Genomic DNA, 12,368 nt, shown 5'->3' with positions numbered 1-12,368 from the left:
GGATCGGTCGCGACGGACTTGCCCACGCTAACCGGGAAAGCCGGTCTACCAGAGGGCTCGCCTGATGATTTGTCATCGCACACACGGAGAATTCGCATATCTCACTTCACATAACGTTCCATGACAGTCATTAACAAATCTCTGAAGTAAAGGCCGTTGTCCCTTTAGAAAAGGTTGGCCCACCATCGTCAACGACTCCACCGAAGAGCTTCAGCGAAGGAGAGCGCGCAATGGCTGTTACAGAGCACGGGGGCGACCTCCCGAGGGGGCTCCCCCACCTGTCCGACGCGACCCTGCGGGACTCGGCGCACATGGCCGGCGTGGAGTTCGGCCCGCAGGACGCCGCCCGCATCGCGAGCCTGCTGGTGCGGACCGGGGTGGAACTGGTCGAGGTGGGCATGATCTCCGGCCCCTCGGCCAAGGACGCGGACCTGATCCTCGCCGCCCACGAGGCGGTGGGCCCCGGGCGCTGCCTGACGCTGGTCCTGGTGCGCGACCGCCACCAGGTGGCCAAGGCGCTCGCGGAGGCCGCGCGGCTGGGCGTCCGGTCCGTGATGTTCTCGATCCCGACCTCCGAGGAGCACGCCGGGCTCAAGCTGGACTCCCCCAGCCTCAAGTACCTGAACGCGCTGGCCCGCGCGGCCATCACCCAGGCCAAGGAGCACGGCTTCCACGTCACCTTCAGCGGCGAGGACGGCGCCCGCACCCCCAGGGAGCGGCTCGTCCCGTACGTGACCGCGGGCTTCGAGGCCGGCGCCGACCGGTTCCGGCTCGCCGAGACCGTCGCCTATCTGTCGCCCTGGCAGATGGAGGAGCAGATCAGGAGCATCACCGCGATCGACGGCGCGGAGATCGAGATCCACTCGCACAACATGCTGGGCATGGCGGTCGCCAACTCGCTGGCCGCCTGCCGGGCGGGGGCGGAGTGGATCTCCGCCACGGTCGGCGGCATCGGCGAGCGCGGCGGCAACGCCCCGCTGGCCGAACTGCTCATCTCACTCCGGATCATCCACGGCGACACCCGCTTCGACCTGAGCCACCTCACCGAACTCACCGAGATCGCGCTGCGCGGCTCGCAGCTCGGCGACGCCTTCCAGCCCGGCCCGACCACCCCGCACGCCTTCGCGTACGAGCTGCCGGGCCAGCTCAGCCACCCGGCGGCCTACGAGAGCGTGCCGCCCGAGCTGGTCGGCAACTCCCGCGAGCTGCGGGTGCGCACCCGCCTGACGCCCGCCCTCGTCGGGTGGGCGCTGGACGAGTCCGGCATCGACGTCGATGTGGCCGCCTTCACCGCCTGGCTGATCGAGCGCCAGGAGCGGGACGGGCGGGGCCTGCTCGACCGCGTCCAGATCTGCAAGGCCGCCATCGATTTCCTGTCCCTCTGATTCAGCCCCGCAAAAGGAGAACGAACCATGTCAACCAGCACGCTGAACGGTTCCTGCCCGGAGTGCGAGACCGACATGACCACTCCGCCGATGGCGAAGGGCGAGACCATCTCCTGCCCCGAGTGCATGCTGACGCTGCGCGTGGAGGACGTCCAGGACGGCAGGCTCGCCCTCCAGATGGTCGCCGTGAAGCTCCGCGACTGGGGCCAGTGACCTGATGGAACGCAAAGTCGCCATCGTCGCGGACCGGATCGGCTGGGAGGAACGCCGGCTGATCGACGCCGCCCCGGCGCTCGGCCTGCGCGCCGAGTGGGTCAACGACGAGTCCCTGTGCCTCGGGCACCCGGCCCCGGCGTCGCTCACCGGCTACGACGCCCTGCTGATCCGCAGCCGCAGCTACACCCGGGGCGGCCTGGTCGCCACCCTGGCCGAGGAGACCGGAGTCCCGGTGCTGAACTCGGCGGCGGCCGTCCACGCCTGCGAGAACAAGCTGTCGCTGCGCGCGCTGCTGCGCGCCGCCGGGGTGCCGGTGCCGGACTTCCGGCTCGTACTGTCCCGCGCGGACTTCGACAGGGCGCTGGCCGAACTGCCGCCGCCCGTGGTGCTGAAGCCGGTCTTCGGCGGCATGGGCCGCCGGGTCACCCTGCTGCGCGACGCCGACACCGCGCATTCGGTCTATGACCACGTCGAAGACCTCGGGCACGGCTTCGAGCAGGCCGGGCTGGTCGAACCGTACCTGGCGGGCGGCTCGTCACTGCGCTGCTTCGTCGTCGGCCGCGAACTCGTCTCGGTCGCGGAGTTCCGCAGCGCGGGCGGCGACTGGCGCAGCAACGCGGCCGTGGGCAACCGCAACCGCGCGGTCACCCCCGACCCCGAGGTCCGCAAGATCATCGACGCCGTGGTGAACGAGCTGGGCGGGGGCGTCTACGGCATCGACCTGTTCCGGACGCCCGGCGGCCACGTCGTCAACGAGGTCAACCACGCGCCCGCCTTCCGTGCCGTGGCGTCCACCACCGAGGCCGACATCGCCACCGCCATCTGCCATCACGTACGGGAGCTGATCGCATGATCCGCGTCGGTGTGGCCGGGGCCTCCGGGCTGGCCGGCGGCGAGCTGATCAGGCTGGTCGCCCAGCACCCCGAACTCGAACTGACCTTCCTGGGCGGCTCCTCAAGCGTCGGGCGGCGGCCCGCCGAGCTGCACCCCAACCTCCGGCTGGACCTCGGCGTGACCGTCGAGCCGGTCACCGAGGACCTGTCCGGCCGCTGCGACGTCGTACTGCTGGCGACCCCGGCACCGGTGTCGGCGGAACTGGCGGCGAAGCTGACCGACCGGGTGCCCGCCGTCATCGACCTCAGCGGCGCCTTCCGGATCAGGACCCCGGAGCTGCACGCGCGCTGGTACCCGTCGGTCCGCCGGTCCGCCGAGCTGGCCGACCGCAGCGTGTACGGCGTACCGGAGCTGGTCGGCGACCAGATGGCCGGCGCCCCGCTGATCTCGCTGCCCGGCTGCTACGCCACCGCGATCACCCTCGGGCTGGCGCCGCTGGTCCGCTCCCTCGGTCTCAACCTGAAGACCGTGGTGGTGGACGGCAAGAGCGGGTCCAGCGGCGGCGGCCTCCAGCTCCGCACCGCCGACCTGCACCCGCTGCGCAACGGGGCCATCGCCCCGTACGCGCCCGTCGGCCACCGGCACGCGGCGGAGGTCACCGACTTCCTGGAGCGCAGCAAACCCGGGCAGATCGGCTCGCTGAGCATGTCGGCGTACGGCGTGTCGCACGTACGCGGGCTGATGGCCAGTTGCTACGTGTTCACCGGCGACGAGGTGGACGAGCGCACCTTGCAGCGCGCCTACCTGCGCTTCTACAAGGAGCACCCCTTCGTGCGGGTACGCCGGCACACCGAGACGCTGATCCCGGTGCCCGACCCGCAGGCGGTGCTGGGGTCCAACTACTGCGACGTGACGGTCCTCCACGACGGCGAGGGCGGCCGGATCGTCGTGCTGGCCGCGCTGGACAACCTGATCAAGGGGGCGGCCGGGCAGGCCGTACAGGCGGTCAACCGGCGGTTCGGGCTGCCCGAGCGGGCCGGGCTGGAGATGCAGCCGGTGATGCCCGCATGAGTACCACGTCACCGCCCACGGTGGTCAAACTCGGCGGCTCGACCCTGCACGCGATGGCCGACGCCTGGTGGGACGACCTCGCCGGGCACGGCCGCGACCATCCGCTCATCCTGGTCCACGGCTGGTCGAAGCCGCTCAAGCGGCTCAAGCCGGAGTACGCGCGGCCGTCGGCGATCCTCCGCGACCGCTACGGCAACCAGAGCCGATGGACCACGCCCGAGGTGATCGCCGACATCAAGACCGTCAGCGCCGGACTCGCCGAGCAGGTCATCGGCCTGCTCGCCCGCCGGGGCATCACCACCGAGCGGCTGATCGGCGGCGACGGCCTGGTCCGGGCGGGCGAGGGCGAGCGCTGGTGGTGGCGCGGCAAGGAACTGGTCGAGCTGGAGAACCTGGTCGGGCCCATCGTCGGCGTGGACCCGGGCCTGCTGAAGAACCTCCAGCCGGGCCACTGCCACCTCATCACCCCGCTGGCCAGGAACGCGGCCGGGCAGGAGGTGAACACCGACGGCGACCGGGCCGCCGCCGCCATCGCGGCGGCGACCTCGGCGACCTCCCTGACCCTGGTCACCGACGTCGCCCACCTGCTCATCGACGGCCGGCCGGTGCGGCGGATCACCGCCGAGGCCGCCGCGGAGTTCCGTGACCAGGGCGCGACCGGCGGCATGCGCAAGAAGCTGCGCGCCGCGGGCGAGGCCCTGGCGGGCGGTGTGCAGCGGGTCGTGATCGGCAGCGCGCTCGTCACCGAGATGCTCGCCGAGCGGTCCGGCACCGTCATCACCCCTGCCTGAAGCGAAAGGAGCCGAACTCGTGGCGACGTCCCGGGTCTTGGTGGTCAACAACGGAACGCTTTCCCTGAAACAGCTTCGCCGGCGCCTTGAGGATCTGGGGTCGCAGACCGACGCCGTGCCCGTCTCCGAGGTGCCGGAACGGCTCGATCCGCGCTACCGGGCGATCGTGCTGAGCGGTACCAAGGTCCGCGCCTACGATCGCGACCACTACCGGCCGCTGATCGACCTCATCACCACGGCGGACGTCCCGGTCTTCGGGATCTGCGGCGGCATGCAGATCATCGCCGTCGCGCACGGCGGCGAACTGGCCGAAGGGCCGCAGCGGGTGGGCGGCTACGAGGTCCAGGTGGACCTGGACGACCCGCTGTTCGCCCACGTCAAGCCCACCGTGACGGTCTTCCACCGGCACACGCTGTACCTGCGCGAGGCGCCCGCCGGATTCCGCGCCATCGGCCGCTCCGAGCACGCGCCCGTGGAGTTCCTGCGGTCTGCGGACGGCCGGATCTACGGCTCGCAGGCGCACCTCGAATTCCGCGGCGACGGACTGGAGATCCTGCGCGGATTCGCCCGGCTCTACCAGTGACCACATCGAAATGAGGAGTGCGTGATGAGCACCATGGATGAACGCGAGCCCGCCTTCGTCGTCTCGCTGAACGGCAGCGGCGGCCCGCTCAACGGCTGGGTCGTGGTCGACTCGCTCGTGGACGGCCTGGCCATGGGCGGCGTCCGGATGACCGGCTCGGTGACCGAGGACGAGGTACGCGGCCTCGCCCGGGGCATGACCGAGAAGCTGACCCTCGTCGGCCTGCCGATCGGCGGGGCCAAGGGCGGCATCATCTCCGATGGCGAAAACCGCGAGGAGACCTTCAAGACCTTCGGCCGTACCGTGCGGCCACTGCTGCACGGCGGCATCCACCTGGGCATCGACCTGGGCGTGACGCCCGCGGACCGGGCGCTGTTCTTCGCCGAGGCCGGCTACGACCCGCGGCACCGGGCCAGGGCCGTGGACATGCCGATGGACTGGCGCACCTACTACGAGCCGCTGGTGGACTGCACCGGGCACGGCGTCGGCGTGTCGGCGGTCACCGCCCTCGTGGCCACCCACCACGACCAGGAGGCGCGGGTCGTCATCCAGGGGTTCGGCACGGTCGGCCGGGCGGTCGCCCGGTTCCTGGAAGAGCGCGGCCACCGCATCGTGGCCGTCGCCGACGTCAACGGCACCATCAGCGCCGACCGGCTGCCGGTGGACGCCCTCATCGCCATCACCGACAGCCTGGGCCGGATCGACCGATCCCGGCTGCCGCAGGGCGTCACCATCTGCGACGAGTCCGACGGCTGGCTGGACGTGGACGCCGACCTGCTGGTCCTGGCCGCCAACAAGGACGCGCTGAACGCCGACAACGCCTACCGGCTGCGCGCCGGGCTGGTCGTCGAGGGCGGCAACCTGTGCTCCAGCGCGGAGGCCAAGCAGAAGGTCGCCGCCTCCGGCGCGACCCTGATCCCCGACGTGGTCGCGAACGTCGGCGGGGCCGCGGCGGCGGGCCTGGCCATCGCCAGGGTCGTGCCGTTCGAGCTGGCCGCGGACGCGCGCAAGGAGTGGGTGTTCGGCTGGGTGGCCGACCGGGTCAGGGACAACACCAGGGACCTGCTGGCGGCGGCGTCCGGTGGTTCGGTCGATCCGCTGGCGGACCTGCTGGCCGCGCGCCGGAAGGTCCGGGCGTGACCACCGTCCTCGCGACATACGGCCCGGCGTGGGCCGCGGAGTACCGCGAGCGCGGCTGGTGGCGGGACGAGACCTTCCTGGACGACCTGTTCCGCCAGGCCAGGGAGCGTCCGCACAAGCCCGCCATCGCCGGACGCCGGCTCGCCGAGGCCCGTACCGACACCCTCGACTACGCCGAACTGGCCCGGCTCACCGACCGCTTCGCGGGCGCGCTGCTGGAACTGGGCATACGGCGGGGCGACTTCGTGGCGGTCCAGCTCTCCAGCCGCTGGGAGATCGTGCCGCTGATCTTCGCCTGCGCCCGGGTCGGCGCGGTCGTCTGCCCGATCGCGCCGATCTGCCCGGAGGCCGAGCTGCGCCACCGCCTGGAACTCACCCAGGCCCGGGTGGTGATCACGCTGAGCGAGTGGCAGGGCACCCCGGTGGGCGCGATCACCGCGAAGCTGTGCGCCGGGCTGCCCGCCGTCGAGCACGTGGTGGTGGCCGGTGGCGAGGTCCCGCCGGGGGCCCGCGAGTTCCACTCCCTCTTCGTGGCCGTGGACTGGGAGAACCGGCGGCGAGAAGACCTGCCCGCGCTGGCGCTCGGGCCGGACGAGCCGTTCGTGGTGCTCTTCACCTCGGGCACCACCGGCGTGTCCAAGGGCGTGCTGCACAGCCAGAACACGATCTACTCGGCGGTGCGCGGCTACCTTTCCGCGTACGGCGTCGGCGACGAGCTGGTCGCGGTGCTGTCCAGCCCGCTCTACCACTACTCCGGCTTCGCGCAGGGCGTGCTCGGCGGGGTGATGCTGGGCGGCACCGTGGTGTTCCAGGACGTCACGGACAACGGCGCGCTGCTGGACCTGGTGGACCGGTACGCGGCGAACCTGCTGTACGGCCCGCCCGCCACGATCGGCGACGTGATCGCCGCGCAGCGGGAGCGGCCCCGCGACGTCGGCCGGCTCCGGCATGTGGTGATCGGTACCGCGCCGGTGCTCCAGGGGCTGATCGACGAGGTGCGCGACGTGCTGGGCGCGCGCGCCTACTCGCTGTGGGGGATGTCGGAGAGCGGCCCGGTGACCATGACCAGGCCGGAGCAGCCGGCGGACTGGGCGGCGCACAGCCACGGGCGGCCGATCGGCCCGATGGAGGTCCGGATCGACCCCGTCACCCCCGGGGGCGAGGTGGGGCGGCTGCGGATGCGCGGCGCGTCGCTCGCGCTCGGCTACCACAGGCACGAGGACGCGTTCGCCGCGCAGTTCGGCGCGGACGGCTGGTTCGACACCGGTGACCTGGCGCGGTCCGACGGGCGCGGCGGCATCCGCGTCCTCGGGCGGGTCAAGGACGCGATCCTGCGCGGCGGGTCGTACGTCCCGGTCACCGAACTCGAAGCGCTGATCGGCCGGCACCCGAAGGTGACCGAGGCCGCCGTGGTCGGCCTGCCCACCGCCACCGGCGAGGAGATCGGCGCGGTCGTCGTGCCGCGCGGGGCGGCCGGGCCGTCCCTCGCCGAGATCGGGCGGCACGTCCGCGACGCCGGAGTCGAGGACTGGTCGGTACCGGAACGGGTCGTCGTGGTGGACGCGCTGCCCAAGACCCTCACCGGGAAGGTCCGCAAGGCCGAACTCCGCAAGCGCCACGCCGTGCGCTGACCCCTGATCGCCGAAATCCGACCATTGCCCGCCATTGCCCGCCATTGCCCGCCATTGCCCGCCATTGCCCGACCGCTGCCCAACCGCTGCCCGACCGCTGCCCGACCGCTGGAGGCGACCATGCCCGAACCCGCGACCATGCCCCGGCCCACACCCGTGACGATGTCGGCGACCCTCGCGGCCGACGAGGCGCTGGCCCGCCGCCGTGGCGCGGGCGAGCGGGTGCTGTCCATGGCGAGCGGCGAGATCGGCCTGCCGGTCCTGCCCGCGCTGAAAGACCGGCTCGCCGCGGCGGCCGGCGGCAACGCCTACGGCCCGGTCGCGGGCAGCCCCGCGCTGCGCGCCGCCGCGGCCGGGTACTGGGCGCGCCGGGGCCTCGGCTGCGACCCCGGCCAGGTGGTCTGCGGGCCGGGGAGCAAACCGCTGCTCTTCGCGCTGCTGCTGGCCGCCGGGGGCGACGTGGTGGTGCCGGTGCCGAGCTGGGTCAGCTACACGGCGCAGGCCACGCTGGCCGGGGCCCGGACGATCCCGGTACGCACCCGGCCGGGCGAGGGCGGGGTGCCCGATCCGGCGGCGCTGCGCGAGGCGGTCGCCGCGGCCAGGGCGGCCGGGCGGCACCCGAGGTGCGTGGTGGTGACGGTACCGGACAACCCGACCGGCACCATCGCCGCGCCCGCCACCGTCCAGGCCCTGGGGCAGGCGGCCAGGGACCTGGACCTGATCGTCATCTCCGACGAGATCTACTGCGACCTGGTCTTCGACGCCGCGAACCCGGCGGTCTCCCCGGCGCTGTCCGCGCCCGAGCGCACCGTGGTCACCACCGGGCTCACCAAGAACCTGGCGCTCGGTGGCTGGCGGATGGGGGTCGCCCGGCTCCCGGACGGGCCGCTCGGGGACGAACTGCGCACCCGGCTGGTCGCCGTGGCCAGCCAGATCTGGTCGACCACGGCGGCCCCGGTGCAGGCCGCCGCGGCGTACGCCTTCGCGGAGCCGCCCGAGGTGGTCGCCCGCGTCGCCGCGAGCCGCGCGCTGCACGAGGCGGTGGCCCGCGCGATGGCGCGGTCCTTCACCGCCGCCGGGGCCGAACTCGCCCCGGTCCGCGCGACCTGCTACCTCTACCCCGACTTCGAGCCGCTGCGGGACCGGCTCGCCCGCGACCACGGCGTACGCGGCGGCGACGACCTCGCCGCGCTGCTCGCCGAACGGTACGGAGTGGGCGTGCTGCCGGGGCCGGCGTTCGGCGAACCCCGCCGCTCGCTGCGCATCCGGGCCGCGACCGCCCGGCTGTACGGCGAGACCGCCGCCGAACGCACCACCGCCCTGACCTCGCCCGCCCCCTTGGGACTGCCCTGGATCAGGGCGTCCCTGGACCGCGTCACCGAGGTCCTGACCGACCTCACCGGACCCACGACCTAGGAGGATCCCATGTCCATCATCTTCGAGTGCGAATACCGGGGCCACCGGTACGCGGGCCTCGGCAAACCGTCCCACGGTGAGCCCGTGACTCTCTACCGCGTCACGGACGACACGCTGCGCGACGCCGTGATCGCCGGGGGCGGGGCGGCGGCGGTGATCGCCGCCGTCACCGAGGGGGCCGCGACCGTCACGGTGACCGCGGGCGACCCCGGCGTGCGCCACCTGCCCCCGCTACTGCCCACCGGCACCGGGAACGCCCTGGTCAGCGGCTTCATGGGGACGCACAGGTCCAAGTTCGACCGCGCCCCCGACCCGGCGGAGGAGTTCCGGGCGCCGAACTGGGTGATCAAGGGCTTCGGCTCCTGGCTGCGGATGCCCGGCGAGCCGCTGACGGTGCCCGCCGCGCCGATCGCGCTGCTGGAGGAGCCGGAGGTCGCGCTGGTGTACGTCAACGACGCCGACGGCACCCCGCACTACGCCGGATACACCTTCGGCAACGACCTGAACGACATCGGCCTGCACCTTCAGAACCCGTGGGGCTGGACCCCGTACGCCAAGCTGTGCGACACCTCCCTGACGCCCTGGCTGTTCCTGGACGAGCCGCCCCGGACCGTGGCCGGCCGGATCGTCATCGAGCGCGCGGGGGCGACGGCCTGGGAGGGCCCCTTCGCCTGCGGGTCCGACGCCATCTACCACCGGGTGCCGGACATGGTGGGCAACCTGTTCTCGTACCCGGCGGTGCGCCGGCCGGGGCTGGTGAACTACCTGCTGCTCGGCGCGGACAAGGCGAGCTACCACGACGGGTTCACCATCGCCGACGGCGACCGGCTGACCATCGAGGTGACCAGCCATGACGTCGTGCTCTCCAACGTGGTGGAGTACGCGGCCGAGGCCGGAACGGGTCAGGCGGTCCTGGCGACCTCGGGCTCGGCGGCGCGGCCGGGCTCGGGGGCGGCCGATCGCTGAGCCGCGCGCACCGCGTCGAGGTAGTCGGTCAGGGCGTCGCGGTTGCGGGTCAGGCAGCGGATCTGCCGGGTCATCCGGTCGCGCTCGTGCTCCAGGGTGGCGATCGTCTCGGGGGTGGCGTCGGAGACGTGAATGGTCCGCGGCTGGTCGATGCACGGGAGGATCTGCTTGATGATCCGGACCGGGAGTCCGGCATCGAGCAGACCTCTCACCTGAAGGACCTTGTCCACGCACCGCTCGTCGTACTCGCGGTATCCGTTCGAGGAGCGCGTCGCGCCGATCAGGCCCTGCTCTTCGTAGTAACGCAGCAGGCGACGGGACGTGCCGGTGCGCTCGGAAAGCTGCCCGATCCGCATGTGACCCACCTCACAGCGTTCGCTGTTGACACTCACATCTATGAGAGGGTTTGAGGATACCAACCATGACCACCGAACGTACAGAATCAAGATCCGGCCCCGGCACGGTGGCGGCGTCGGACCGGCTTCCCTGGTCACCGCTGCTGGCTTTGTGCACCGCCGCGTTCATGGGCATTCTGACAGAAGCGCTGCCCGCGGGTGTACTCCCCGAGATGGCCCGTGACCTTTCCGTCAGCGAGTCGGCGATGGGGCAGGCGCTGACCATCTACGCCATCGCCACCGGCGTCTCGGCGATCCCGGTGGCGGTGACCACGGCGACGTGGCGGCGCAAGCACCTGGTGCTGCTGGCCGTGGCGACCTTCGCGGTGGCCAACACCATCACCGCGATATCGTCCAACTACCCGGTGACCATGGTCTTCCGGCTGGTCGCCGGTGTGGCCGCGGGCGTGATCTGGGCCGAACTGGTGGGGTACGCCCGCCGCCTGGCGCCCCCGCACCTCCAGGGCCGGGCCATCGCGATCACCATGGCGGGCATCCCGCTGGCGCTGTCCCTGGGCATCCCGGCCGGCACCTTCCTGGGCGGGCTGTTCGGCTGGCGGCTGACGTTCTTACTGGTCACCGCGATCGCGGTGATCCTGCTGGGCTGGATCTCGCTGTCGGTGCCCAACTACCCGGGGCAGCGGCCGGAGGCCCGCGAACCGATCCTGCGCGCCCTCTCCCTGCCCGGCGTGGTGGCGGTTCTGTTCGTGGTCGCGGTCTACGTGCTGTCGCACAACATCCTCTACACCTACATCGCCACGTTCCTCAACGAGTACAAGATGGAGAGCGACCGCGACATCGTGCTGCTGGTCTTCGGCATCGCGTCCATGGTCAGCATCTGGATCACCGGCGCGCTGGTGGACCGGAGGCTACGGCACCTCACCATCGGCAGCACGGCCCTGTTCATCGTGGCCGCCGCCGCGCTGGCGCTGCTGGCCGACGTCCCCGCCGTCGTCTACGTCGCGATGGTGCTGTGGGGGCTCGGCTGGGGCGGCGTGGCCACCCTTCTCCAGACCGCGGTGACCGACGCGGGCGGCGACCGCGGGCAGGCCCTCCTGGTCACCACCTGGAACTCGTTCATGGCCGGCGGCGGCGCGGTCGGCGGCATCCTGCTGGACGCCCTCGGCCCGTCGTCCTTCCCGTGGAGCGTCTTCCTGCTGCTGGTGCCGGTGCTGATCGTGGTGGTGGCCGCCCGCGCGCACGCGTTCCCGTCGAGGCGCCCGAGCGCGCTCTAGCCTTCTCGCTTCCACTCTCGCGCGGCGGCGGCGCGGGGCCGCCGCCGCCCGAGGCCCGTTTCCCGATTCACCCCATCTGCTGATGATGATGAGAGGCGGCCAGTGCAGGAGCGGTCTCGACGCACACGCGAACAGGTGTTGGACAGCGCCGCCGCGGAGTTCGTCCTGCACGGCTATGGCGACGCGACGATGCAGGCGGTGGCGGCCCGGATCGGCATGACCAAGGGCGCCCTGTACGCGCACTTCCGCTCCAAGCAGGGCCTGGCCGGGGTACTGATCGACCAGTTCCTGACGAGCTGGGCCGACACCTACACCCGCAACCGCCGATCCGGAGTCTCCGCCGAGGTGGCCCTGCACCGCAGCGTGATGGCCCTGGCCCGGGGCCTGCAATGCGACATCCGCACGCGGGCGGCCATCCGCCTGCTCACCGACGGACCGGCGGCGTCCGCGGACCTCACCGCGATCCACATCCCGCTGCTCACGCTGATCCGCCAGGCGCAGTCCGAGGGGGCCATCGTGGCGAACTATCCGGCCGAGGTGGTCGCCCGCCTGCTGCTGGCCTTCGTGTGGTACTTCTCCCGCGCCCCCAGGGAACCGGCCGGCCGCGCGAACCACGACGCCGAGCACGCCTGCGACATCCTGCTCGACCTGCTGCGCCCCGACCGGTGCGCCGCACCGGCCCGCCCGTGCGGGTGAGAAGGGCTG

General features: G+C 72.2%; 13 protein-coding genes. 12 read left to right on the top strand and 1 reads right to left on the bottom strand.

Going from position 1 to position 12,368, the window contains the following annotated elements; genetic code table 11:
• Positions 1-230: 230 nt before the first annotated feature.
• The 10 genes from ACH34R_RS11305 (at position 231) to ACH34R_RS11260 (ending at position 10,033) form a co-directional block, all read left to right on the top strand.
• Positions 231-1,385 carry a hypothetical protein gene (locus tag ACH34R_RS11305; protein ID WP_397561308.1) on the top strand — a complete coding sequence of 385 codons (1,155 nt, stop codon included), beginning with the start codon at positions 231-233 and terminating at the stop codon, positions 1,383-1,385.
• A 27-nt stretch (positions 1,386-1,412) separates the two neighbouring features.
• Positions 1,413-1,598, top strand: coding sequence for a hypothetical protein (locus ACH34R_RS11300; RefSeq protein ID WP_397561307.1), 186 nt, complete (start codon positions 1,413-1,415; stop codon positions 1,596-1,598).
• Positions 1,599-1,602: 4 nt separating this feature from the next.
• Positions 1,603-2,454: a RimK family alpha-L-glutamate ligase gene (locus ACH34R_RS11295; protein WP_397561306.1), complete on the top strand. Its 852-nt coding sequence runs from the start codon at positions 1,603-1,605 to the stop codon at positions 2,452-2,454.
• The gene (argC, locus tag ACH34R_RS11290; protein ID WP_397561305.1) at positions 2,451-3,506 is read left to right on the top strand and encodes an N-acetyl-gamma-glutamyl-phosphate reductase; all 1,056 of its coding nucleotides are present in this window, start codon (positions 2,451-2,453) and stop codon (positions 3,504-3,506) included. The genes ACH34R_RS11295 and argC overlap by 4 nt, the downstream gene beginning before the upstream one ends.
• Positions 3,503-4,297, top strand: a complete 795-nt coding sequence (locus ACH34R_RS11285; protein ID WP_397561304.1) for a hypothetical protein — start codon at positions 3,503-3,505, stop codon at positions 4,295-4,297. Before argC ends, ACH34R_RS11285 begins: the two co-directional genes overlap by 4 nt.
• Before the next feature lie 19 nt (positions 4,298-4,316).
• Complete coding sequence (locus tag ACH34R_RS11280; RefSeq protein ID WP_397561303.1) at positions 4,317-4,880, top strand: type 1 glutamine amidotransferase; 564 nt, start codon at positions 4,317-4,319, stop codon at positions 4,878-4,880.
• Between the two features lie 24 nt (positions 4,881-4,904).
• Positions 4,905-6,020 (top strand): Glu/Leu/Phe/Val dehydrogenase dimerization domain-containing protein, encoded by a 1,116-nt coding sequence (locus tag ACH34R_RS11275; protein ID WP_397561302.1) that lies wholly within the window; start codon positions 4,905-4,907, stop codon positions 6,018-6,020.
• Positions 6,017-7,651, top strand: coding sequence for an AMP-binding protein (locus ACH34R_RS11270; protein ID WP_397561301.1), 1,635 nt, complete (start codon positions 6,017-6,019; stop codon positions 7,649-7,651). The genes ACH34R_RS11275 and ACH34R_RS11270 overlap by 4 nt, the downstream gene beginning before the upstream one ends.
• A 120-nt stretch (positions 7,652-7,771) precedes the next feature.
• Complete coding sequence (locus ACH34R_RS11265; RefSeq protein WP_397561300.1) at positions 7,772-9,067, top strand: aminotransferase class I/II-fold pyridoxal phosphate-dependent enzyme; 1,296 nt, start codon at positions 7,772-7,774, stop codon at positions 9,065-9,067.
• A 9-nt stretch (positions 9,068-9,076) separates the two neighbouring features.
• A complete protein-coding gene (locus ACH34R_RS11260) occupies positions 9,077-10,033 on the top strand; it encodes an FAH family protein (RefSeq protein WP_397561299.1) in 957 nt (318 codons plus the stop codon).
• On the opposite strand, the gene ACH34R_RS11255 is transcribed toward ACH34R_RS11260, so the two are convergent.
• Entirely contained in the window at positions 9,970-10,389 is a 420-nt protein-coding gene (locus tag ACH34R_RS11255; protein WP_397561298.1) for a MerR family transcriptional regulator, read from the bottom strand. The genes ACH34R_RS11260 and ACH34R_RS11255 overlap by 64 nt on opposite strands.
• A gap of 65 nt (positions 10,390-10,454) precedes the next feature.
• Here ACH34R_RS11255 and ACH34R_RS11250 point away from each other — a divergent pair, with 65 nt between their 5' ends.
• Entirely contained in the window at positions 10,455-11,663 is a 1,209-nt protein-coding gene (locus tag ACH34R_RS11250) for an MFS transporter (protein ID WP_397561297.1), read from the top strand.
• 135 nt (positions 11,664-11,798) lie between these two features.
• Positions 11,799-12,359, top strand: coding sequence for a TetR family transcriptional regulator (locus ACH34R_RS11245; RefSeq protein ID WP_397561296.1), 561 nt, complete (start codon positions 11,799-11,801; stop codon positions 12,357-12,359).
• Positions 12,360-12,368 lie beyond the last annotated feature (9 nt).

This window comes from Spongiactinospora sp. 9N601, from assembly GCF_044326295.1.
Classification (GTDB): domain Bacteria; phylum Actinomycetota; class Actinomycetes; order Streptosporangiales; family Streptosporangiaceae; genus Spongiactinospora; species Spongiactinospora gelatinilytica.
The sequence above is the reverse complement of the archived record's forward strand: the minus strand, read 5'-3'. Positions and strand labels throughout refer to the sequence as shown.